This is a genomic window from Janthinobacterium sp. BJB446 (assembly GCF_002735655.1).
Taxonomy (GTDB): Bacteria; Pseudomonadota; Gammaproteobacteria; order Burkholderiales; family Burkholderiaceae_D; genus Janthinobacterium; species Janthinobacterium lividum.
In genome coordinates, this window is sequence record NZ_PDZK01000001.1 from 385,926 (window position 1) to 407,648 (window position 21,723).

Here is a 21,723-nt window from a genome sequence, read left to right on the forward strand (position 1 = left end):
GCAATGGCGCATTGCCCGGCATGTGACAGTTCCAACGTTCAACGCCTCTCCATGGTGCATGCCTCCGGCATCTCCGGCACCTCTACCCATATGTCGGGCAGGATCGATGGTGATTTCATCCACGGCCATGCGCGTACGCGCAGCCAGACCTTGCTGTCACGCCAGGCCGCAGGGCCGACGATGCAGACCCACCAGAAGGCAGGGCTGATCGTATTGGGTGTGATCATTTTTATCATTGCCGCCGTCGTCTTTTACCAGGCCGGCGCGAATGGCCTGTTCTGGATCTTCGTGGCAGGGGGCGTCGCCTCCGTCGCCTTGTCGCAAACGACCTTCGTCGCCAATTGGGACAAGGAGGCCGCCGCCTTGCAGGACAAGTATGCGCGTACCTTCATGTGCCATGCCTGCGGCCACCGCTTCATTCCTGTACTCAAGCAACCGTGAAAATTCGCCTGATGACCGGCCTGGGCGCGCATACGCTGGGCTGCCTGCTGTTTATCGCATTGAGCTGGCTGGGTTTTTACCTGTACACGCAGCTGTTTGGCAGCCTGGGCTCGCGCGGCGTGGCCGGCGGCCTGTCCCTGCTGCTGGTGTTTTACGTGTATGCGGGCACGAATCTGTTGCTGGCGCTGCTGCCGCCCGGCTGGTGGAAGCCTGCGCTGTGCGGTCTGCTGGGTGCGGCCGTGCTCGCGTACCTGCTGCCCCACCATCCGCTGCGGGCCATCTATTTCAGCGTGTTGTCGGGCGGCGTGAGCTGGCTGGCCGTGCTGGCCAGTGCGCGTTTAAGCGGATACCTGCGCGGCTGACAGGCCCGCGAGAAAGGCGGTGACGGCGACGGCCGCCGCTTCCGGCGCCGCCTGCAGCAGCATGTGCGGCGCGGCGATGTCGGCCAGTTGCGCGCCTGCTGCCTGCCGCAGTATCTGCACGGCGTTCGCGGGCGGCACCAGGCGGTCGTGGCGGGCGCGCAGATACAGCACGGGCAGGCTGCCGCGCGCGAAGCTGCGCGAGGCATCGGTTTCCAGCACGGCGCGCAGGCGCTGGCGCAGCACGCTGGGCGGCACTTGGGCCAGCGCCGCTGCCAGTTCATCCTGCAACTGCGGCGTGGAGCAGGGCGCCAGCAGCGCCTGGCGCAGAGCGAAGCCGGGCATGGCGCCAAAGGGCACAAGGCCGAGCAGGTGGCGCAGCGGCGCCAGCATCGGGCGCGGATTGCGCACAAACGAACAGCACAGGACCAGGGCGCGCATGCCCGGCGGCGGCTCGGCGCGCAGGGCGGCGCCCAGCGGGCCCGAAAACGATTCGGCCAGCACGACGAAGGGGCGGTCCCGCGGCAAGCGCTCGCGCACGAATGCTTCCAGCGCCGCGTAATCGAGTGGCGCGGCCGGATAGGCGATGGCTTGGGTGTCGATGGCGGCCTGCGCGCGCAAGGCGGCGTCAAAACGGTGGAATAGCCGTGCCGTGCCATCCATGCCGGGCAGAAGGACAAGCAGGGGCGAGGCGTGGGTTGGTATCGTCATTGCGGCCATCATAACAGCCACGCCGGCACACGCGCCGTCCGCCAGCCGCACCGCATGGGGACTGGCGCCATGCTAGAATCGCCGGCGCGCCATGCGTGGCCGGAATCGCGGTCAAATCACCGACAGACAGAATCATGTATATCATTTTATCGAATTACCGCACCCTGGGCGGCGCCTTGCTGGCAGCGGCATGCGTCCTTTCCCAGCCGGCCCGCGCCACGGCGGCACCCTCGGCGCCGGCCGGGAAAAGCCTGTCTTCCCTGTTGACAGGCGGCCCCTTGCCGCGCCTGAGTGAAGACCCGCAAGTGCGCGCGGCCCTGTTCGATTTCTTCGGTTACGCGCGCGGCAGCTACACGGAAGACGATGAACTGCTGCTGGCGCAGGCGCTTGAAGCGATCAGCGAAAAGCGCGACGCCACGCGCAGCGTGCTGGCCGATGGCCGCCAGTTGCTGGCCTCGATGAATGACCGCAAGCAGGGCCGCGAACGCGGCGCCATGCTGCTCGACAAGCGCGGCGCCATCATCGCCTTTGGCCTCGTCAACGGGCATTGCCGCCTGGAGGGGCAGCCGCTGGCGAAAGTCTGCAATCCCGATCCGAATGCGGTGCTGACGGTGTTCCACCGCAAGGGCATGCTGGTCGGGGATGCGGCGCCCTTGCTGGCATGGGCCCGGCAATTGCCGCCCATGCTGGCGCTGATCGCGGGCGACAAGGAAGCGGGCGCCGACGGGCAGAAGATCGCCAGCGTCGAATATGTGCTGGCGCAGCCGGCCCTGCCGGGCTGGAACCGCGCCCAGCTGCCGCCCGCGTATCCGCCGGCGCTGCTGCCGCTGCTGCTCGATAAATCCACGGTGCTGACGTCGGCCGGCGCCGGCGTGTTTGCCTATCCGCTCACGCTGAAGGGCAAAAAACAGAACAATGTGCTGGACCATGCCGAAGGCCGCCCGCCGCGCGACCTGGAAGTGGCGCTGCGCAGCTATGCCAGCTTCGACACGGTGGTCGAGCGCTACCGCCAGCTGGCCAAGGGCGCCAGGCTGCAGCGCAATGAGCGCACGGCCTACCTCGATGGCGACATGGGGCAGGGCAGCTACCGCGTCTACATCCGCAACACGGGCGCCGATGGCGTGATGATCGACGTGGCGCTGTGGCAGCGCAAGCTGGTAGCCAGCCGCCAGGTCCGCTAGGTCAATACTGCGCGCGCGCTGTCGTAGCCCAGTTGCGCCAGCTGCGCGGCGATGTCGTCGTCGCGTGTTTTTTTGCCCGTGCGCAGGCGCACGTGCGTCAGCGACGCGGGCATATCCTGCAGCAGTGCGTCGACGTCGAGCATGGTCTCGGATGCCGACAGCTGGCGCAGTGCGGGCAGGGCGGCGAGGCCGGGCAGGCTGTCGAGCGTCTTGCAGGTGTGCAGGTCCAGGCGTTCGAGCACGGGATTGGCCCCCAGCGCGATCTGCCGCAGCTTGATCTGGTCCTCCACCCATAGCGCCTGCAGCAGCGGGAAGCGGCCGATGTCGCCCAGCGTTTCCAGGCCGCGCACGCGTATCACTTCCAGTTTCTTCAACAGCGGCGCCTCGATGTGGGCGAGCGATTCGCGACCGCCCAATTGCAGCAGCAGCCTGTCCAGGCGGCCCATCGCCGAGATGAAATCCAGCGGCACCTTGTTCTTGATGCGGTACAGCGACAGTTCATGCAGCGCCGGCAGGCTGGCCAGGGTGTCGATGTGCTGATGGTGGCCCTCGATGACCAGGCTGGCCAGCTGCGCGTAGTGGCGCAGGGGTGCCAGGTCGATATTGTTCCTGGCCGATTCGCCCAGGTTCAGGTATTCGAGGCCGCGCAAATTGTCCAGCTGCAGGATGTCGCCCTCCGCCAGCTGGTAGACGCCCAGGCTCAGGCGCTTCAGATGCCGCAGCTCGCCCAGCACTTCCAGATGGATGGCTTGCCAGTGGCAATCGATGGACAGGCTGGCCACATGCGGCAGCGCGCGCAGGATGCGGGCATCGAACACCCTCGGGTCATAGCCGTAGATGCGGATGGTCAGCGCCGTGCCGCAGGTGGCGGCCAGGGCGTCGAGGTCGGCCAGCAGCGGCCCCGGCTCGGCCAGGGTATCGAACTGCACCAGCACCTGCTGGCCGCTGGCGATGGCGGCGCGGATCGCCGCGGCGTCGATGCGCTCGGGGTTCTGGATGCGCTGCGGCTGTCTTGTTTGCGTCATTGTCATAGTCCTATCGGGTAGTCCACCTTCCTGGGGGGCGGGCAGCCTTCCGGCCCGGGGAACGTCTGCTTGCCCGTGTCGTCGTAGCGCTTGCCGCACTCCACGAGCACGCGCTTGCGGAAGGTGTAGATGCTGGCCACCTTGCCGTTCGGGTGGTAGCAGATATTGTCGCCGTCGCGGTCGGCCGAAGCGTAGCTGATCATGGTCTGGCCATTCACCGTGCGCGTGCTGTGGCCGCTGCGCGGCTCCGTGCATTTGAGCTGGCCGCTTTCGTAATAGGCGTTGACGACGGAGGTGTCGGCGGCGCGGTCGACCAGCAGTTCGTCCTTGCGCTTGCCGTTCGGGTAGTTCGAATAGCCTTCCTGGCGCTGGCCGTACTGGAATGCATAGTAATACTGCGGCTTGCCGTCCGGGTAGTACATGTGGTGGTACTCGCATACGTCGTCGCGCGTGCTGCCGTACTCCTTGAAGGTGCAGCGGTGGATGTCGTTGAGCAGCTGGCCGTCCTCATAGTACTCGCGCAGGTGCGTGAGCAGGCGGCCCTGGTCGATGACAGCCAGGCGTTCCGGCTTGCCGTTCGGGTAGTAGCGCGCATCCAGACCCTGCTTCTTGCCGTTGTCCCATAGGGTATCGAGGCGCAGGATCTTGCCGCTGTCGTCGAACGCCTGTTCGCGCCCATCGAGCTGGCCGTTGCGGTAGGTAGCCGTGTAGACCACGTATTCCTTGCCGGCCGGGCCCAGATAGCGCGTGCGGCTGCCATCGAGCACGCCCGCCTGGTAATGGTCGCGCACGCGCAGCGCGCCTTGCGCATCCTTGTCGAGGGCCTCGCCCTGTTTTTTGCCTTGCACGAAAGTGACGCTTTGCGTGACCTTGTCCTTGAGCTTGAGCTTCCACGGCCCGTCGCGCAAGCCGTCGATAAAGCTGCCGTCGCCGTCTTCCGTGATCCACGCGCCATGGCGCGTGCCGTTCACGTAGTTGCCGCGCGTTTGCAGCTTGCCGCCCATGCTGCGTTCGTGCGGGCCGTTCAGCTGGCCGCCCGCGTAGGTGTCGAAGCCCGTCACTTCCTCTGCATCGGCATAGTTGACGACGGTCCAGCGGCCTTCGCGCTTGCCGGCCCGGTACATGCCACTCTCGCTCTGCCTGGGATAATTGAAGTACCACATGCCTTCCTGCAGGCCGTTGACGTAATGGCCCTTTTCGCTGCCTTCGTGCATGCCTTCGCGTACCCACAGTCCCTGGCGCTTGCCTTTCACGTATTCGCCCCGCTCGACCACCGAGCCGTCGTCCCAGGCCAGGCTGTAGATGACGGACGGGCCATCTGCGCTGCCCGTGAATTGCTTCGGCGCCGTTTCCCACGTCACTTGCCACAGGCGGTAGTTGGGCAGGATGCCCGCGCCCGCATCGCTGTACAGGGTGTAGCTGGCGGTGAGAAAACGCTCGCCTTTCTTCTGGAAGGTTTTCTTGTAGGTGATGGCGTCCTTGCCGGCACCGGCCACCGGCTTGCCGTCATCGCTGTAGTAGCCGACGATGGTGCCTTGCGTATGGTCGATGGCGTCGAAGTCCGCATTGCCGCTCTTGCCGCGCGGGACGCTGTAGTCCATCGGCGCCAGCTTGGCCAGCGCGGCTTTGACCTGGCCCGCGTTGGGAGCACTGCTTTGCGCCACGATGCGGTTCAAGGCTGGCTGCAAGCCATCGAGGCGCCGGTATTTGCCGGAGCTGCGATGGTAGCGGTAGGCGCGCAAGCCGTTCTTGTCGCCCTGGCGCAGCAGCACCAGCATGGTTTGCACGCTGTCGTCCGTCTCCTGGTCCAGCGAAGCGTAGAAGACGGAGCGGATGACGGCGTTGCCGAACTGGTCGAGCAAAATGGGTTTCGCGCTGCCGCTCTTGCACTCGCAGTAATAGCCGTTGACACCATCCTTTTCCTTGAGGAATGCGATATCGAAGCCGCTGTCCTGGGATGCGCTGATGGCGGGATGGGCGAGGTTCTTGCCTTCATAAAAGGGCGCGCCGTGGGCGAGGGCGGAGCAGAGGAGCAAGGGCAGAAGCAGACGTTTCATCGTGGGGCTGGCGCCGGGGCGCCGCAATGGAAAGGCCACGATTCTGCCTGCGTTCTTACTTGTGGGCAAATACGCCCCTATCGTGCGCGCCCCGGTTCAAGGCTGGTGCGCGGCGCAAAAATCCAGCAGCAGCTGTTCGCCGTCCGGCCAGGGGCCGTAGCCGGCGTCGCCGTTGATATGGCCGGCGTCGCCGATCATGGTGAAATCGCTGCCCCAGGCGGAGGCAAACGCGCGTGCCCGCGCGAAGCTGACGTAGGGATCATCGCCGCTGGCCACCACCAGGCTGGGAAACGGCAAGGCTTGCAGCGGCATCGGCGCAAAGCCCGTCGTGCCGGACGGGTAGGAGGGCGCTTCCACATCGCTGGGAGCGACGAGGAAGGCGCCGGCGATCCTGTGCGGCGAGCCGCTGGCCGCCCAGTGGGCCACCAGCGTGCAAGCCAGGCTGTGCGCGGCCAGCACGGGCGGGCGCTCGCAGGCGGCGATGGCGCGATCGAGTTCCGCCACCCATTCGTCCTTGTCCGGCGTCTGCCATTCCCGATGCGGCACGCGCGACCATTGCGGGTGGCGCGCTTCCCAATGGGTTTGCCAGTGCAGCGGCCCGGAATTCCACAGGCCGGCCAGGGTCAGGACGAGAGGCGACATCGATGCTCCTTAAAGTTCGGTACGCAAGGCGAACAACTCCGGGAACAATACCACGTCGAGCATCTTGCGCAAATAGCTCACGCCCGCCGTGCCGCCCGTGCCCGTCTTGAAGCCGATGATGCGCTCGACCGTCGTCACATGGCGGAAGCGCCAGAAGCGGAAGGCCGTTTCCAGGTCGACCAGCTTTTCGGCCAGTTCATACAGGGCCCAGTGTTTCGACGGGTCGCGGTAGACTTCCAGCCACGCCGCCTTTACCGACGCGTCGGAGGTTGTCGGCAGGGTCCAGTCGGCGTTCAGCCGCTCGGCGGAGATGGGCAAGCCGCTGCGCGCCAGCAGCTTGATCGACTCATCGTAGACGGATGGCGCGCGCAGGGCGGCGTCGAGCACTTTGTGGTTTTCCGGCGCCGTCGTATGCACGTTGAGCAGGGCGGCGTTCTTGTTCCCCAGGATGAATTCGATTTCGCGGTACTGGAAGGACTGGAAGCCGGACGAGGCGCCCAGGTAGGGGCGGATGGCCGTGTATTCGGGCGGCGTCATGGTGGCCAGTACGTCCCAGGCATGCACCAGTTGGTCCATGATGCGCGCCACGCGGGCCAGCATTTTGAAGGCGGGCGCCAGGTCGCCGCTTTGCAGGTTGGCGCGCACGGCGTGCATCTCGTGCAGCATCAGCTTCATCCACAATTCGCTCGTCTGGTGCTGCACGATGAACAGCATCTCGTTGTGGTTCGGCGACAGCGGATGCTGGGCCGTGAGGATGCGGTCCAGCGCCAGGTAGTTACCGTAGCTCATAGATTCGCTGAAATCCATCTGTGCGCCATGCCACTGCGCATCCTGGCCGCCGGCATGCATGGGGCAGCCGCTGGTGTTTTCCTTGTTCATATTCTTGTCGTCGCTCATGGGATGGCTCAGGTGACCGCATCGCGCTTGGCGGCGATGTCGTAGGCTAGTGTGTCGAGGATGTCGCGCAGGATTTCCACGGCATCCCACACGTCGGCAAAGCTCGTGTACAGGGGCGTGAAGCCAAAGCGCATGATGGCCGGTTCGCGGTAGTCGCCGATCACGCCGCGCGCGATCAGCGCCTGCATCACGGCATAGCCGTGCGGGTGCGTGAAGCTGACCTGGCTGCCGCGCCGCGCATGCTCGCGCGGGGTGACGAGGCCCAGCGGATGGCTGGCGCAGCGCTGTTCCACCAGCGCGATGAACAGGTCCGTCAGGGCCAGCGACTTGCGGCGGATGGCTTCCATGCTCGTTTGCGCAAAGATATCGAGGCCGCATTCGACGAGGGCCAGCGAGAGTATCGGCTGCGTGCCGCACAGGGCGCGGGCGATGCCGTCGGCGGGCGCGAAGCCCGGCTCCATGGCGAACGGCGTGGCGTGGCCCCACCAGCCGGACAAAGGCTGGCGGAAGCGCGCCTGGTGTTTTTCCGGCACCCAGATGAAGGCGGGCGAGCCGGGACCGCCATTCAGGTATTTATAGGTGCAGCCGACGGCCAGGTCGGCGCCGGCGCCGTTCAGGTCCAGCGGCACGGCGCCGGCCGAATGGGCCAGGTCCCACAGCGCCAGCGCGCCCTGCGCGTGGCAATGGCTGCTGATGGCGGCCATGTCGTGCTGGTAGCCCGTACGGTAATTGACGTGCGTGAGCATGGCGACGGCGCAATCGGCATCGATGGCTTGCGCCAGTTCGTCGGGGCTGTCGACCAGGCGCAGCTGGTAGCCGCGGTCGAGCCAGGCGGCCAGGCCTTGCGCCATGTACAGGTCGGTGGGGAAATTGCTGCGTTCGCTGACGATGATTCTGCGCGCGGCCTGCGCAGGATCGCCGGCTTGCATCTGCAGGGCGGCGGCCAGGGCCTTGAACAGGTTGACGGAGGTGGTGTCGGTGATCACCACTTCGCCCGTGCCGGCGCCCAGCAGCGGAGCCAGGCGATCGCCCAGGCGCTTGGGCAGGTCGAACCAGCCGGCCGTATTCCAGCTGCGGATCAGGTCCGTGCCCCATTCGGCCGCGATGACGTGCTGGGCGCGGGCCAGCGCCGCTTTCGGCCGCGCACCCAGGGAATTGCCGTCGAGGTAAATCACGCCCTGCGGCAAATCGAATTGCTGGCGCAGGGGCGCGAGGGGATCATCGAGATCGCGCGCGCTGCAGTCTTGTCGAGAAATCATGGTGGCTTTCATATTGATACTTGTCTGGATGGCATGATATTGCTTGAGGCTTAAAGTATCACGCGGAAGTGGCAGTGTAGCAAATCCTCGCCGCGAAGCGCGGTTCCGGGCATGGAAAGACGGCGAAAAATGCCCGCTTGTGGGGCGTCAACGAAAGAAATCACGATTTTTAAAAATATTTTCAAAAAACCCTAAAGTTCTGCGATTCGCCGCCGACAACACATACATGAACGCCGGTAATCGGTCAGGGCAGCGCTGGAAATATTTTAAATATTTTTAAAAAAAGCCCTAAAGTTCCTGCCAAGGCGGCCGTTATCTCAGTAGAGAGGCTTGATTCTTATCAAGTTGTTGTAAAAAAGTGATATTTTTTACAGGCCAAAAGCCGGGCAAATCCGGCACAGGGCCAACCTCCCACATCCGCGCCGTTACTGGCGTGCGACCATGATCGAGCAGTGTTTGTCAGACAAACACCTACGATCCCATCCGCTATTCCCCGACCAAAAATACAGCGCTACGCCTCTGTTGCGTTTAATGTTGCTCCTGCAGAATGTATCTCACTGGCAACACACAACGCCAGCTGAATTCAACGGATTGAGGAGATGGAAATGACTGCTAACGACATGATGGCTGAGATTCGCGACGCTAACCTGAGCTACCTGATGCTGGCCCAGCAAATGATTCGTGCGGACAAAGTAACGGCCATCTTCCGTTTGGGCATTGCCGCCGAAATCGCCGAACTGATCGAAGGCATGAGCAATGCGCAGATCCTGAAACTGGCTGGCGGCAACATGATGCTGGCCCGCTTCCGCTTCGACGACAGCGCCATCCTGGGCATGTTGACGAACTACAATAAAGACCGCTCGCTGGCCCAGTCGCATGCTGCCATCCTGATGGCCGGCCAGGGCGTCGAAGAAATCGCCTAAGGTTCCCATCAAAACGTCCATGGCGGTGTTGCATTGCCTCGCCGTACATTCGTACTGTCGTCGGCAACGCGCCTTGCCCTGAATATTTTTCTGGCAAGCTTGTTAGGCAGTATCAGTCAGTATCAGTCAGTAGTGGAGTGCACAGCATGGCCAAAAAAAGTGTCGTATCGGAAGCGCAGGAAATCCAGCTGGCCATCGAATTGATACAGCTGGGCGCCCGTTTGCAACTGCTGGAGACGGAAGTCTCGCTGTCGCGCGAACGCCTGCTGAATCTGTACAAGGAATTGAAGGGCGTCTCGCCGCCCAAGGGCATGCTGCCATTTTCCACAGACTGGTTCATTACCTGGCAACCGAATATCCATTCCTCGCTGTTCATCAATATCCATAAATTCCTCGTCGACCACGCCGGCGCCACGGGCATCGAAGCCGTGATGAAGGCCTATAAACTGTATCTGGAACAAATGCCGCCCGAAGCGGGTGAAGAGCCGCTGCTGTCGCTGACGCGGGCCTGGACCCTGGTGCGCTTTTTCAGCAGCAAGATGCTGGACATGGCGCCCTGCGGCAAGTGCGGCGGCAAGTTTGTCGTCAACTGCCTCGACCTGAACGCCGATTATGTGTGCGGCCTGTGCCACATGCCTTCGCGTGCCGGCAAGACCAAGAAAGCGCGCGATGAAGCGGCCGCTGCCGTGCCGGGCGTGGTTGCCTGAGCCGTACATATATAACAGAGAGCAAGCCGGAGCCGGTCGCCTGACCGCACTCCGGCTTTTTCATGCTGCTTTCGCTTACACTGGCGTTTTCCTCCTTTGGCTATTCCATGCTGCAACAGATCCTGCGCGCGCCCGCGCTCAAGGCCATCCTGATCCAGGTGCTGGCCTTTCCCTTGATGTTGCTATTGGTATATGGTTTGGCGCGCGCGGGCGTGGCCATGTCGCTGCCGGCCGTGGCGCTGGTGCAGGGCGTGCTGGCGGCTGTCATCACGTGGCGCGCGGGACTGGCGCGCTGGTGGTGCGCCATCGGCCTGCTGTTTGCGCCCGCCTTGCTGGCGGCCAGCTGGCTCGATTTGCCCCCGGCCGTGTTTCTGGTCGCCTTTGTTTTCCTGCTGAGTTTGTACTGGTCCACGTTCCGCACGCAAGTGCCGTTTTACCCGTCGGGGCCGAAGGTATGGCAGGCGGTGGCGGAGCTGATCGCGGACCGTCCCGGCGTGCGGCTGATCGATATCGGCAGCGGCCTGGGTGGCCTGGTGCTCGACCTGGCGCGGCGCCGCCCCGACGGACAGTTTTCCGGCATCGAGCTGGCGCCGCTGCCGTGGCTGGCAAGCCGCTTGCGCGCATGGCTGGCGGGCAGCCGCGCGCGCTTCCTGCGCGGCGACTACGAGGCGCTCGATTTCGGCCGCTACGACGCCGTGTTTGCCTACCTGTCGCCGGCGGCGATGGCGGCCCTGTGGAGCAAGGCGGAAAGGGAAATGTTGCCCGGTAGCATGCTTCTTAGTTACGAATTCCAGATTGCGGCACGCGAGCCCGATAAGACCATCGCCGCCACAGAGGGTGGCCCTTTACTTTACATATGGTGCTTTTAAGCAATTGTCTGCGTTATTTGCTTGCCCGTGGGGCAATCTCACGTTATTGTAGTTCCACACGGCATTTTCTCGGAATTGCATTGAAAAGCAGCGCATTTCAATTAACTTCCGGTTGCTTTTTTTGCCGCTGTCTCCGCCGGCGGCGCAGCCGCCAGAAGACAGGAACAGGTTTGAACATGCCGGGCACACAGCCCCGGCCATTATTGGGAGTCAGGGCACTTGTTAGTCATAATCGGATACATCATCGTCTGCGCCTCGGTCTTTGGCGGCTTCGCAATGGCCGGCGGCCATCTGGCGGCGCTGTTCCAGCCGCTGGAGTTGCTGATGATCGGCGGCGCCGCCCTGGGCGCCTTCCTTGTTGGTAACAATAACAAGGCCATCAAGGCAACGATCGCCGCCTTGCCCAGCCTGTTCAAGGGTTCGCGCTATACCAAAGAGCTGTACATGGAACTGATGTCGCTGCTGTTCGAAGTGCTCAGCAAGGTGCGCAAGGAAGGCTTGATGTCGATCGAAGGCGATATCGACAAGCCCGAAGAAAGCCCGCTGTTTTCCAAGTATCCGGCCGTGCTGGCCGACCACCATATCATCGAATTCATGACCGATTACCTGCGCCTGATGGTATCGGGCAATATGGATGCGTTCCAGATCGAAAATCTGATGGACAACGAAATCGAGACGCATCATCACGAAGGCGCCGTGCCGGCCCACGTGATCGCCAAGGTGGGCGACGGCTTGCCCGCTTTCGGTATCGTCGCCGCCGTGATGGGCGTGGTGCACACGATGGAATCGGTGGGCATCCCGCCGGCCGAGCTGGGCATGCTGATCGCGCACGCGCTGGTCGGCACCTTCCTCGGCATCTTGCTGGCCTATGGCTTCGTCGGCCCGCTGGCCAGCCTGCTGGAGCAGAAGCTGGAAGAGTCGAGCAAGATGTTCCAGTGCGTGAAAGTGACCCTGCTGGCCAGCCTGAACGGCTATGCGCCGGCGCTGGCCGTGGAGTTCGGCCGCAAGGTGCTGTTCTCGACCGAGCGCCCGACGTTCAATGAGCTGGAAGACCACATCAAGAAATCGAAAACGAAGTAAGCAGTGAATATACGCCTGGACACCATGAGTCATTTGCAGCACACGGAAGGGGGACGCCATGGCCGATGAAGGCATGCGCCCGATTATCGTCAAGCGTATCAAGAAGACGGCTGGCGGACACCATGGCGGGGCGTGGAAAATCGCCTACGCCGACTTTGTCACGGCCATGATGGCCTTCTTCCTGCTGATGTGGCTGCTGGGCTCCACCTCGAAGGGCGACTTGAACGGCATTTCCGAATTCTTCAAGACGCCCTTGAAAGTGGCGATGGCGGGCGGTTCCGGCAGCGGCGAAAGCAATTCCGTCATCCAGGGCGGCGGCCAGGACCTGTCGCGCCAGGATGGACAAGTGCGCAAGGCGCAGGAAGAGCAGCAGCGCAAATCGTTCGACCTCAATTCCGCCAAGGCCGCGCTCGAACGCGAGGAGGGCAAGCGCCTGCAGGCGCTCAAGGCGCGCATCGAAGCGACCATCGACGCCAATCCCCTGCTGAAAAAATACAAGAACCAGCTGCTGCTCGATATCACCAGCGAAGGCTTGCGCATCCAGATCGTCGACGAGCAGAACCGTCCGATGTTTGCGCTCGCCAATGCGAATCTGCAACCGTACACCAAGGAAATCCTGCACGCCATCGGCTTCGTGCTCAATGAAGTGCCGAACCGCATCGGCCTGTCCGGCCATACGGATTCGACGCCCTACATGAGCGATGCCGGCTACAGCAACTGGGAATTGTCGGCCGACCGCGCGAATGCGTCGCGGCGCGAACTGGTGATTGGCGGCATGAAGGAAGAGAAAGTATTGCGCGTGGTGGGACTGGGCTCGGCCGCCCACCTGGACAAGCTCGACCCCTTCAATCCGATCAACCGGCGCATCAGCATCATCGTCATGAACAAACGCACGGAAGAAAATGTCCTGCGCGATGGCTCGGCGATCGAGCTGCCGGTGACCGATGCCGCTTCCGCCGCTGTCGCTTCCGGGCTGGCGGCCGGTGCGCCCCCCGCGGCGGCACCAGCCCCCAGCCCGGTAGCGGCGAAAAAATAACACGCAAGGCTGTCGACGCGTGGTGTATTGAAACAATGAGACCTTTATGACAAGAAAGAAAATACTTGGCTCGCATGTAAAGCGCCTGCTGTCTGGCGTGTCGGACCATGGCCGCAAGCACTTGACGGAGGTGGAAACCGACCTGGTGCAGACCGGCATCTTGCTGGAAGAGGCGATCGAGAAGCTGTCCTTCAATTTCATGGCGATACACGCAGCCGTTGCTGCGCAGCAAGACACCATCGCCCTGTTGCTCGACGGCGGTATTCCAGCCGAGCAGCAGCGGGAAAAATTGCTGGCATTGCAGGATGAGGTGGGGGGCTATGTGAATGCCGCCATCACCAGCCTGCAGTTCCAGGACATGACCAGCCAGCTGATCGAGCGCACCTTGAAGCGCGTGACGGGCTTGCGGGAGTTCCTCGGAACCCTGGGCGAGCATGGCGCGGAGATGTTGCCGGAGAGCGACAATGAAGAAATTGTCGCCTTGCTGGGGCGGGTCAGCATGGCGCTGGCGATTCAAAGCCTGGAGTTGCGCAGCGTGCTGCGCAAGGCTGTCAGTCAACAGCATTTGGAAAGTGGCGACATCGAGCTGTTCTAGCATGCCAGTGCGGAACGCTTGTGGTTGCATGGATTGATTAATCAAATACTCGGGCAGGATGCCCGGAATAAGTGGGAGCAAAGATGGCCAAAACGATACTTGCAGTGGACGATTCCAGCTCATTGCGCCAGATGGTGGCGTTCAGCCTGAAAGCCGCCGGTTACCAGGTGGTGGAGGCCGTCGACGGCCAGGATGGACTGGAAAAAGCCAAGCTGCAAACCGTGGACCTGGTATTGACGGACCAGAACATGCCGCGCATGGATGGCCTGGAGCTGATCAAGCTGCTGCGCGAACTGCCGACCTACCAGAAGGTACCCATCCTGATGCTGACGACGGAGTCGTCGGACGAGATGAAGTCGAAGGGACGTGCCGCCGGCGCCAATGGCTGGCTGGTCAAGCCTTTCGATCCGCAACGCCTGATCGAAGTGGTCAAGAAGGTGATCGGCTGATGCCAGCCGCGCAGCACAACGATGCAATTGACGGAGTCACCCTATGACCATCGATATTAGCCAGTTTTTTCAGGTCTTTTTCGATGAGGCCGAAGAACTGCTGGCTGAAAAAGAACGGCTGCTGCTGGCCGTTGATATTGCGGCGCCCGACGCCGAAGACCTGAATGCCATTTTCCGCACCGCCCATTCGATCAAGGGCGGCGCATCGACGTTCGGCCTCTCCGACATGAGCGAGGTGACGCACATCCTCGAGTCGCTGCTCGACCGTATCCGCCAGGGCCAGATGGCTCTGACGGCGGAACACGTCGACGCCTTTTTGGCGGCCAAGGATATCCTCAAGATGCAGCTCGACGGCCATCGCCTGGGCAGCGCCGTCGACCAGGATGCCGTGGCCAATGTGCGCATGATGCTGCAGTCGTTTTCGCAGGACGTGCCCGTGGCCGCGCTCACGCCCGTCGCGCCGGCCTTCCATACGGCGGAAAAGGCCGCCGTCAGCCATGCCGGCGGCCATCGCATCCGCCTGGAACTGCCGGCAATGGAGCCGCGCGAAGTCGATGCGCTGGCGGCCGAACTGGGCTTGCTGGGCGACGTCGCCGTGTCCGCCTTGCCCGACGCGCGCAAGGTGCTGGAAGTGACGACGCATGAAAGCCTGGACGATATCCTGGCCATCTGCTCGTTCGTGCTCAACCCGGACGACATGGTGATCACGCAGGCGCCGCCACTGGCGCCAGGCGAAGCCGATGCGGTCCGCGCGGCGCAGGAAAAAGCCCAGGGCTACGGCTTCTTCGACCCGCTGCCAGGCGCGCCTGGTGCGCAGGGTCAAGCCGATCCTGGCTATGGCTTCTTCCAGCCGCTCGAAGATATCCGCGCCGCCGCCGGCGTGCAGAGCGACGCCGAACAGGGCTATGGTTTTTTCCAGCCCCTGGAACAGATTCGCGCCGACGCGGCCAAGGCGGGCAACGCCAGCGCCGCCGCCGCGCCGGTCGTGGCCAGCGCCGTGGCCGAAGCGGAGCAGGAAAAGAAACCAGCCAAGAAAGAGGGCGACAAGGCTGGCGCCGAATCGTCGTCGATCCGCGTCTCGATCGAAAAGGTCGACCAGCTGATCAACCTGGTGGGCGAACTGGTGATCACGCAGGCGATGATCGAGCAGCGCGCCAGCGCGCTCGACCCGATGCTGCATGAAAAACTGCTCGACAGCGTCAGCCACCTGACGCGCAATACGCGAGACTTGCAGGAAGCGGTGATGTCGATCCGCATGATGCCGATGGACTTCGTCTTTTCGCGCTTCCCGCGCATGGTGCGCGACCTGGCGACGAAACTGGGCAAGAAGGTCGATTTCATCACGAACGGCGCCGCCACGGAACTGGACAAGGGCCTCATCGAGCGCATCGTCGACCCGCTCACGCACCTGGTGCGCAACAGTATCGACCATGGCGTGGAAATGCCAGCCGCCCGCGTGGCCGCCGGCAAGACCGAGGCGGGCCGTTTGTTCCTCTCGGCCAGCCACCAGGGCGGCAACATCATTATCGAAGTGTCCGATGACGGCGCGGGATTGAACCGCGAGCGCATCCTGGCCAAGGCCGCGCAGCAGGGCCTGGACGTATCCGAGACGATGAGCGATGCCGACGTGTGGCAGCTGATCTTCGCGCCCGGCTTTTCCACCGCCGAAGCGGTCACCGACGTGTCGGGCCGCGGCGTGGGCATGGATGTCGTCAAGCGCAATATCAGCGCCATGGGCGGCGTCGTCGACATCCGTTCGGCGAAGGGCTTCGGCACGACGATTTCCATCTCGCTGCCGCTGACCCTGGCCATCCTGGACGGCATGTCGATCAGAGTCGGCGACGAAGTGTATATTTTGCCGCTGGGCTTTGTCATCGAATCCCTGCAGCCGGCCGTTGAGGATATCAAGGACATCAGCGGTAAAGGCCAGGTGGTGAAGGTGCGCGGCGAATACCTGCCTTTGATTCCGCTGTACCAGATGTTCGACATCGCGCCGCGCTTTACCAGTCCCTCGGAAGGCATCTGCGTGATCCTCGAGACGGAAGGGCGCAAGGCGGCCCTGTTCGTCGACGACCTGGTGGGACAGCAGCAGGTCGTGGTGAAAAACCTCGAATCGAATTACCGCAAGGTGGTGGGCATTTCCGGCGCCACCATCCTGGGCGATGGCGGCGTGTCGCTGATTCTCGATGTCGCCGCCCTGATCCGTTCCTCTCGCCAGCTGGCCGACGAGTCCATTTTTTCGTAATACCGATAGATAAAGATAGGAAAACGCACCATGTCAGATACTCAACAAACATCCGGAAGCAATGCGGGCGACGGCAAGGACATCGCCGGCCGTGAATTCCTGGCCTTCACGCTGGGCTCCGAAGAGTACGGCATCGATATCCTGAAGGTCCAGGAAATCCGTGGTTACGAAGCGGTCACCCGCATCGCCAACGCGCCTGAATTCATCAAGGGCGTGATCAACCTGCGCGGCATCATCATCCCCGTGGTCGACATGCGCATTAAGTTCAACCTGGGCACGCCCGTGTACGACCAGTTCACGGTCGTGATCATCCTGAACATCGGCGGCCGCATCGTCGGCATGGTGGTCGACAGCGTTTCCGACGTCACCACCCTGACGCCGGAGCAGGTGAAACCGGCGCCGGAAATGGGTACCGCCTTCTCGACCGACTACATGATCGGCCTGGGCACCATCGACGAGCGCATGCTGATCCTGGTCGACATCGACAAGCTGATGTCGAGCAGCGAGATGGGCCTGATCGACAAGCTGGCGGCGTAAACGGCCGCATGGCAGCAAGGCGGCGCTCGGTGCGCCGCCGTTTTGGCACGCAAAGAATCACTACAGATATGCATGTACCGGCGCGAGCAGAGGCGCGCCGGCAGGCTGCAAGGTCCGTCAGAGACCAGGCCACAACACGGCGCCGTCCGGTTGAACGGGCGCCGTTCACATAAATATTGGAGACTGTAATGAGTTTGCGCGATTTCAAGATAGGCACCCGGCTGGGGATAGGTTTTGGCAGCATCCTCGCCATCCTGGTGGTAGTGATCGTTTCGGCGAATGCACTGAATTACCGGAACAAGGCCCAGTTGCTCACGGGCCTGGAGCTGGCAAGCGAAAAGAACACGCAGGCATCGCTGATGAAAAGCGCGATGCTGGAAACCGGTATCGCCATGCGCAATATCGGCCTGCAGGGCGATGTGGGGCTGATGCAGGCGGAAGAGGGCAAGGTGCGCGAGCAGCGCAAGCTGTACGACGGCGCGCGCGGCAAGCTGTCCAGCCTGGGCCTGTCCGAGGGCGAGAAGGCGCTGCTGGCCAATATCGCCAAGGTCGACGGCGATGTCGATGCGGCCTTCAAGGAAGCGATGGGACAGGTGCTGGCGTTTAACAGCGAGGGCGCGGCGAAGGTGATTGCCACCCGCATCGACCCCTTGAACAAGACGACGCTGGCCGATATCAACAAGCTGCTCGACCTGCAGCACGTGGCGCAGCAAAGCTTCATGGACGACTCGCTGGCGGCCGATGCGCGCCTGATGACGGTACTGCTTATCCTGGGCGGCGCGGCGGTGGCGATCGGCGCCTGGTGCGCCATCTTCATCACGCGCTCGATCACGGTGCCGCTGTCTGGCGCACTGGCCGTGGCGCAGAAGGTCGCTGCCGGCGAGCTGACGTCGCGCGTGGTGGTCGAAGGCAAGGATGAAACGAGCGCGCTGCAGCAGGCGCTCAAGGACATGAACGAAAGCCTGGTGCAGACGGTCAGCGATGTGCGCAATGGGACGGACACCATCACCGTGGCGTCGCGCGAGATCGCCAGCGGCAATGCGGACCTGTCGGCGCGCACGGAAACGCAGGCCAGTTCGCTCGAAGAGACGGCATCGTCAATGGAAGAGCTGACGTCGACCGTGAAGCAGAACGCGGACAACGCGCGCCAGGCCAATCAGCTGGCCGTGTCGGCATCGTCGGTGGCGGAGCAGGGCGGCAAGGTGGTGGCGCAAGTGGTCGATACCATGGGTTCCATCAAGGACAGTTCACGCAAGATCGTCGACATTATCGGCGTCATAGACGGCATCGCGTTCCAGACGAATATCCTGGCATTGAATGCGGCCGTCGAAGCGGCGCGGGCAGGCGAGCAGGGACGCGGCTTTGCGGTGGTGGCGTCGGAAGTGCGCAATCTGGCGCAACGCTCGGCTGGCGCGGCGAAAGAGATCAAGGGCCTGATCGGCGACTCGGTCGACAAGGTCGATGCCGGCAGCCGCCTGGTGGACGAGGCGGGGCAGACCATGGGCCTGATCGTCACGTCGATCCGGCAGGTAGCCGACATCATGGGCGAGATCACGGCGGCAACGCAGGAACAGAGCCACGGCATCGAAGAGGTCAACCAGGCCATCGCGCAGATGGACCAGATGACGCAGCAAAACGCGGCGCTGGTCGAGGAAGCGGCGGCGGCGGCTGAAAGCATGCAGGACCAGGCGCAGAAACTGGCCGACGCCGTCAGCATCTTCAAGCTCGATGGGGAGAGCGCGGCGCAGGCAGCCGTGCCCGTATCCGCGCCAGTAGTCAAGGCGGCGGCGCGGCCGGCGCCGAGCGTGGCGGCAACGACACGGCGGTTGGCGACGACGGCGCAAGCCGGTACGCCACCGCCCGCGAAAAAGCTGGCGGCGGCCGGCGGCGACGATTGGGAAGAGTTCTGACGCCAACCCGGTCCCGCTAGTTATACTTGCAAAGGCATTGGTCAGAGTAGTCATAGAGAGGTAAAAACAAAATGCCGCAAACTAAAACGGATTCGGTCAAGGAATTTGATTTCACTGGCAAGGACTTCGAACGGGTCCGCGCCATGATTTACAAGCGGGCCGGCATCGCGCTGGCCGACAGCAAGCAGGAGATGGTCTATAGCCGCCTGGCGCGGCGCCTGCGCGCGACCGGCATTTCCTCGTTCGTCCGTTACCTGGACGACCTGGAAGCTGGCCGCATGGGCGACGAGTGGGAAGCGTTCACGAATGCGCTGACGACCAACCTGACGTCGTTCTTCCGCGAGGCGCATCACTTCCCGCTGCTGGCCGAGCATGTGAAAAAACTGAGCGGGCCGATCACCATCTGGTGTTCGGCCAGTTCCACCGGCGAGGAGCCGTATTCGATCGCCATGACGGTGTGCGAGGCGTTCAATACGCTCACGCCGCCGGTCACCATCATCGCCACGGACATCGACACGAACGTGCTGGCCACGGCCGCCAATGGCGTCTACAACCTGGACCGGCTCGACAAGATGCCGGCCGACCGTGCGCGGCGCTTTTTCTTGCGCGGCAAGGGCGATCGGGAGGGACAGGTGCGGGTGCGCCCGGAACTGCGCCAGATGATCACTTTCAAGCCGCTCAACCTGCTGGCCGACAGCTGGCCATTGACAGGCCAGTTCGACGTCATCTTTTGCCGCAACGTGATGATTTATTTTGACAAGGCGACGCAGCGCAAGATCCTGTCGCGCTTTGTGCCATTGATGAAGCCGGATGCCCTGCTGTTCGCGGGCCATTCGGAGAATTTCCTGTACGTGTCGGATTCATTGAAGCTGCGCGGTAAAACAGTCTATGAGCTCGATCAGCCTCGGGGCGCCGCGCCCAAGGCATCGTCGCATCGTACATGAGAGTGAAATATGAGCCTGGAATCCAAAGAGCAATTTGCCACTAACGTCTATTACGACAGGACGTTCAATTGTGACGCCGCCAAGATCTTGCCTGGTGAGTATTACTTTACCAACAAGGACATGCTGATCGTCACCGTGCTCGGCTCCTGCGTCTCGGCCTGCATCCGCGACCGCGTCACGGGCCTGGGCGGCATGAACCACTTCATGCTGCCCGATGGCGGCAGCGATCCGAATAGCCCGATTTCCGCGTCGATGCGCTATGGCACCTACGCCATGGAAATCCTGATCAACGATTTGCTGAAGGCCGGTGCGCGGCGCGAGAACATGGAAGCGAAAGTGTTCGGCGGCGGCGCCGTGCTGCGCGGCTTCACGGCGATCAACGTGGGTGAGCGCAATGCGGCCTTCGTCATCAATTACCTGAAGGCGGAAAAGATGCGCGTGGTGGCGGAAGACCTGAACGACATCCACCCGCGCAAGGTGTATTTTTTCCCCCGCAGCGGCAAGGTGCTGGTGAAAAAGCTGATGCAGACGCATAACGATACGCTGGTACGCCGCGAACTCGATTACGCCAGCCGTTTGAAAGTTGCGCCGGTGGGCGGCGAGGTCGAACTGTTCTGATAACGCCAGAGCAAACCTGCTGCGCGTCGTGCTTTGCGGCCTGCGATGGTTTTGTCCGGTGTACTAATTTAATAAAGAAGAAGGGCCGCAAGGCCTGGAAGGATAACTATGAAGATCAAAGTATTGATCGTGGATGATTCGGCGCTGATCCGCAGCGTGATGACGGAAATCGTGAACAGCCAGCCCGACATGGAAGTGGTGGGCGCGGCGCCCGATCCGCTGGTGGCGCGCGAGATGATCAAGCAGACCAACCCCGACGTGCTGACCCTCGACGTCGAGATGCCGAAGATGGATGGCCTCGATTTCCTGGAGAAGCTGATGCGTTTGCGTCCGATGCCGGTATTGATGGTGTCGTCGCTGACCGAACGCGGCTCTGAGATCACCATGCGCGCGCTGGAACTGGGCGCCGTCGATTTCGTCACCAAGCCGAAGATTTCCATCCAGAGCGGCATGCGCGAGTACACGGACATGATCGCCGACAAGATCCGCGCCGCCTCGAAGGCGCGTATCCGCGCGCGCACCCTGCCGTCGGCCAGCGACAAGGTGGCTGCACCGCTGCCTGCGCTGCGCAGCCCATTGACGTCGAGCGAAAAGCTGATCATCGTGGGCGCGTCCACAGGCGGCACGGAAGCGATCCGCGAATTTCTCATGCAGATGCCTTCCGATTGCCCCGGCATCCTGATCACGCAGCACATGCCGGAAGGCTTTACACGCTCGTTTGCGCGCCGCCTCGATTCGCTGTGCAAGATCTCGGTGCAGGAAGCGGCAGGCGGCGAACGGGTACTGCCGGGCCACGCCTATATCGCGCCCGGCCATTCGCACCTGACTCTGACGCGCAGCGGCGCCAATTACATGACCAAGATCGACCAGGGCGAGCCGGTGAACCGCCACCGCCCGTCGGTCGATGTGCTGTTCCGTTCGGCCGCGCAATCGGCCGGTAAAAATGCCGTTGGCGTGATCCTCACCGGCATGGGCAAGGATGGCGCGCAAGGCATGTTGGAGATGAAGGCCGCAGGAGCGTATAATTTTGCGCAGGATGAAGCCAGTTGCGTGGTGTTCGGCATGCCGCGCGAGGCGATCGCTGTCGGTGCTACGCATGAGGTCGGCGCTTTGACGGCGTTGCCTGGCATGGTGCTGGGACACCTGGCTGCGCATGGCATGCGTGCTTTGCGCGTGTAAGCCACGTTTTATATGATCTGAGGCAAGTTTGTTCGCCTAAAAGCAACGAAAATGCTATC

Annotated in this window: 22 protein-coding genes; 16 read left to right on the plus strand and 6 right to left on the minus strand. The window is 62.7% G+C overall.

Translation table 11 applies throughout. From position 1 onward, the window contains the following. Positions 1-51 precede the first annotated feature (51 nt). Both CSQ92_RS01750 and CSQ92_RS01755 read left to right on the plus strand, forming a co-directional pair. The gene (locus tag CSQ92_RS01750; protein WP_099393072.1) at positions 52-441 is read left to right on the plus strand and encodes a hypothetical protein; all 390 of its coding nucleotides are present in this window, start codon (positions 52-54) and stop codon (positions 439-441) included. After that, complete coding sequence (locus CSQ92_RS01755) at positions 438-803, plus strand: hypothetical protein (RefSeq protein ID WP_139179308.1); 366 nt, start codon at positions 438-440, stop codon at positions 801-803. Before CSQ92_RS01750 ends, CSQ92_RS01755 begins: the two co-directional genes overlap by 4 nt. Here CSQ92_RS01755 and CSQ92_RS01760 read toward each other — a convergent pair. Then, positions 780-1,511 (minus strand): alpha/beta fold hydrolase, encoded by a 732-nt coding sequence (locus CSQ92_RS01760; protein ID WP_092610107.1) that lies wholly within the window; start codon positions 1,509-1,511, stop codon positions 780-782. The two genes, CSQ92_RS01755 and CSQ92_RS01760, sit on opposite strands and share 24 nt — an antisense overlap. A gap of 134 nt (positions 1,512-1,645) precedes the next feature. Between CSQ92_RS01760 and CSQ92_RS01765 the strand changes: the two genes are divergently transcribed. Then, complete coding sequence (locus tag CSQ92_RS01765; RefSeq protein ID WP_092610111.1) at positions 1,646-2,692, plus strand: hypothetical protein; 1,047 nt, start codon at positions 1,646-1,648, stop codon at positions 2,690-2,692. Here CSQ92_RS01765 and CSQ92_RS01770 read toward each other — a convergent pair. The 5 genes from CSQ92_RS01770 to kynU form a co-directional block, all read right to left on the minus strand. Next, positions 2,689-3,717 carry a hypothetical protein gene (locus tag CSQ92_RS01770; RefSeq protein ID WP_099393073.1) on the minus strand — a complete coding sequence of 343 codons (1,029 nt, stop codon included), beginning with the start codon at positions 3,715-3,717 and terminating at the stop codon, positions 2,689-2,691. The genes CSQ92_RS01765 and CSQ92_RS01770 overlap by 4 nt on opposite strands. Before the next feature lie 2 nt (positions 3,718-3,719). Then, a complete protein-coding gene (locus CSQ92_RS01775; protein WP_143450258.1) occupies positions 3,720-5,774 on the minus strand; it encodes a toxin-antitoxin system YwqK family antitoxin in 2,055 nt (684 codons plus the stop codon). Positions 5,775-5,870: 96 nt separating this feature from the next. Further along, a complete protein-coding gene (locus tag CSQ92_RS01780) occupies positions 5,871-6,416 on the minus strand; it encodes an RBBP9/YdeN family alpha/beta hydrolase (protein WP_099393075.1) in 546 nt (181 codons plus the stop codon). Between the two features lie 9 nt (positions 6,417-6,425). Continuing rightward, positions 6,426-7,313 (minus strand): tryptophan 2,3-dioxygenase, encoded by an 888-nt coding sequence (kynA, locus tag CSQ92_RS01785; protein ID WP_099393076.1) that lies wholly within the window; start codon positions 7,311-7,313, stop codon positions 6,426-6,428. A gap of 8 nt (positions 7,314-7,321) precedes the next feature. After that, complete coding sequence (gene kynU / locus CSQ92_RS01790) at positions 7,322-8,572, minus strand: kynureninase (RefSeq protein ID WP_099393077.1); 1,251 nt, start codon at positions 8,570-8,572, stop codon at positions 7,322-7,324. A gap of 605 nt (positions 8,573-9,177) precedes the next feature. Here kynU and flhD point away from each other — a divergent pair. The 13 genes from flhD (at position 9,178) to CSQ92_RS01855 (ending at position 21,664) form a co-directional block, all read left to right on the plus strand. Beyond that, a complete protein-coding gene (gene flhD, locus CSQ92_RS01795; protein WP_034758381.1) occupies positions 9,178-9,495 on the plus strand; it encodes a flagellar transcriptional regulator FlhD in 318 nt (105 codons plus the stop codon). 146 nt (positions 9,496-9,641) lie between these two features. Then, the gene (gene flhC, locus CSQ92_RS01800) at positions 9,642-10,202 is read left to right on the plus strand and encodes a flagellar transcriptional regulator FlhC (RefSeq protein WP_034778011.1); all 561 of its coding nucleotides are present in this window, start codon (positions 9,642-9,644) and stop codon (positions 10,200-10,202) included. Between the two features lie 62 nt (positions 10,203-10,264). After that, positions 10,265-11,071: an SAM-dependent methyltransferase gene (locus CSQ92_RS01805; protein ID WP_230522730.1), complete on the plus strand. Its 807-nt coding sequence runs from the start codon at positions 10,265-10,267 to the stop codon at positions 11,069-11,071. A gap of 219 nt (positions 11,072-11,290) precedes the next feature. Further along, positions 11,291-12,151, plus strand: coding sequence for a flagellar motor stator protein MotA (gene motA, locus CSQ92_RS01810; RefSeq protein ID WP_034778015.1), 861 nt, complete (start codon positions 11,291-11,293; stop codon positions 12,149-12,151). Positions 12,152-12,209: 58 nt separating this feature from the next. Continuing rightward, positions 12,210-13,187 carry a flagellar motor protein MotB gene (motB, locus tag CSQ92_RS01815; protein WP_034778017.1) on the plus strand — a complete coding sequence of 326 codons (978 nt, stop codon included), beginning with the start codon at positions 12,210-12,212 and terminating at the stop codon, positions 13,185-13,187. Between the two features lie 46 nt (positions 13,188-13,233). After that, entirely contained in the window at positions 13,234-13,782 is a 549-nt protein-coding gene (locus tag CSQ92_RS01820) for a hypothetical protein (protein WP_034758366.1), read from the plus strand. An 83-nt stretch (positions 13,783-13,865) separates the two neighbouring features. After that, on the plus strand, positions 13,866-14,231 hold the full coding sequence (locus tag CSQ92_RS01825) for a response regulator (protein WP_034758362.1): 366 nt from the start codon (positions 13,866-13,868) through the stop codon (positions 14,229-14,231). Positions 14,232-14,274: 43 nt separating this feature from the next. Then, positions 14,275-16,476: a chemotaxis protein CheA gene (gene cheA, locus CSQ92_RS01830; RefSeq protein WP_099393078.1), complete on the plus strand. Its 2,202-nt coding sequence runs from the start codon at positions 14,275-14,277 to the stop codon at positions 16,474-16,476. A gap of 30 nt (positions 16,477-16,506) precedes the next feature. Beyond that, the gene (locus tag CSQ92_RS01835) at positions 16,507-17,013 is read left to right on the plus strand and encodes a chemotaxis protein CheW (RefSeq protein ID WP_034758356.1); all 507 of its coding nucleotides are present in this window, start codon (positions 16,507-16,509) and stop codon (positions 17,011-17,013) included. Positions 17,014-17,201: 188 nt separating this feature from the next. Continuing rightward, entirely contained in the window at positions 17,202-18,923 is a 1,722-nt protein-coding gene (locus CSQ92_RS01840; RefSeq protein WP_099393079.1) for a methyl-accepting chemotaxis protein, read from the plus strand. Between the two features lie 71 nt (positions 18,924-18,994). Continuing rightward, on the plus strand, positions 18,995-19,867 hold the full coding sequence (locus tag CSQ92_RS01845) for a CheR family methyltransferase (RefSeq protein ID WP_034778025.1): 873 nt from the start codon (positions 18,995-18,997) through the stop codon (positions 19,865-19,867). 9 nt (positions 19,868-19,876) lie between these two features. Next, the gene (gene cheD, locus CSQ92_RS01850; protein WP_034758343.1) at positions 19,877-20,485 is read left to right on the plus strand and encodes a chemoreceptor glutamine deamidase CheD; all 609 of its coding nucleotides are present in this window, start codon (positions 19,877-19,879) and stop codon (positions 20,483-20,485) included. A gap of 108 nt (positions 20,486-20,593) precedes the next feature. Beyond that, positions 20,594-21,664 carry a protein-glutamate methylesterase/protein-glutamine glutaminase gene (locus CSQ92_RS01855; RefSeq protein WP_034778028.1) on the plus strand — a complete coding sequence of 357 codons (1,071 nt, stop codon included), beginning with the start codon at positions 20,594-20,596 and terminating at the stop codon, positions 21,662-21,664. Positions 21,665-21,723: the final 59 nt, after the last annotated feature.

What these genes read in the sequence shown, in the direction of transcription:
- CSQ92_RS01775 (WP_143450258.1), bottom strand. Translation starts at nt 5,774, where the DNA reads ATGAAACGTCTGCTTCTGCCCTTGCTCCTCTGCTCCGCCCTCGCCCAC.
- CSQ92_RS01765 (WP_092610111.1), top strand. Translation starts at nt 1,646, where the DNA reads ATGTATATCATTTTATCGAATTACCGCACCCTGGGCGGCGCCTTGCTG.
- CSQ92_RS01750 (WP_099393072.1), top strand. Translation starts at nt 52, where the DNA reads ATGGTGCATGCCTCCGGCATCTCCGGCACCTCTACCCATATGTCGGGC.
- flhC (WP_034778011.1), top strand. Translation starts at nt 9,642, where the DNA reads ATGGCCAAAAAAAGTGTCGTATCGGAAGCGCAGGAAATCCAGCTGGCC.
- CSQ92_RS01835 (WP_034758356.1), top strand. Translation starts at nt 16,507, where the DNA reads ATGTCAGATACTCAACAAACATCCGGAAGCAATGCGGGCGACGGCAAG.
- CSQ92_RS01820 (WP_034758366.1), top strand. Translation starts at nt 13,234, where the DNA reads ATGACAAGAAAGAAAATACTTGGCTCGCATGTAAAGCGCCTGCTGTCT.
- flhD (WP_034758381.1), top strand. Translation starts at nt 9,178, where the DNA reads ATGACTGCTAACGACATGATGGCTGAGATTCGCGACGCTAACCTGAGC.
- CSQ92_RS01845 (WP_034778025.1), top strand. Translation starts at nt 18,995, where the DNA reads ATGCCGCAAACTAAAACGGATTCGGTCAAGGAATTTGATTTCACTGGC.
- CSQ92_RS01805 (WP_230522730.1), top strand. Translation starts at nt 10,265, where the DNA reads ATGCTGCTTTCGCTTACACTGGCGTTTTCCTCCTTTGGCTATTCCATG.
- cheA (WP_099393078.1), top strand. Translation starts at nt 14,275, where the DNA reads ATGACCATCGATATTAGCCAGTTTTTTCAGGTCTTTTTCGATGAGGCC.
- CSQ92_RS01780 (WP_099393075.1), bottom strand. Translation starts at nt 6,416, where the DNA reads ATGTCGCCTCTCGTCCTGACCCTGGCCGGCCTGTGGAATTCCGGGCCG.
- kynU (WP_099393077.1), bottom strand. Translation starts at nt 8,572, where the DNA reads ATGATTTCTCGACAAGACTGCAGCGCGCGCGATCTCGATGATCCCCTC.
- motB (WP_034778017.1), top strand. Translation starts at nt 12,210, where the DNA reads ATGGCCGATGAAGGCATGCGCCCGATTATCGTCAAGCGTATCAAGAAG.
- CSQ92_RS01770 (WP_099393073.1), bottom strand. Translation starts at nt 3,717, where the DNA reads ATGACGCAAACAAGACAGCCGCAGCGCATCCAGAACCCCGAGCGCATC.
- kynA (WP_099393076.1), bottom strand. Translation starts at nt 7,313, where the DNA reads ATGAGCGACGACAAGAATATGAACAAGGAAAACACCAGCGGCTGCCCC.
- CSQ92_RS01855 (WP_034778028.1), top strand. Translation starts at nt 20,594, where the DNA reads ATGAAGATCAAAGTATTGATCGTGGATGATTCGGCGCTGATCCGCAGC.
- CSQ92_RS01840 (WP_099393079.1), top strand. Translation starts at nt 17,202, where the DNA reads ATGAGTTTGCGCGATTTCAAGATAGGCACCCGGCTGGGGATAGGTTTT.
- CSQ92_RS01760 (WP_092610107.1), bottom strand. Translation starts at nt 1,511, where the DNA reads ATGACGATACCAACCCACGCCTCGCCCCTGCTTGTCCTTCTGCCCGGC.
- CSQ92_RS01825 (WP_034758362.1), top strand. Translation starts at nt 13,866, where the DNA reads ATGGCCAAAACGATACTTGCAGTGGACGATTCCAGCTCATTGCGCCAG.
- cheD (WP_034758343.1), top strand. Translation starts at nt 19,877, where the DNA reads ATGAGCCTGGAATCCAAAGAGCAATTTGCCACTAACGTCTATTACGAC.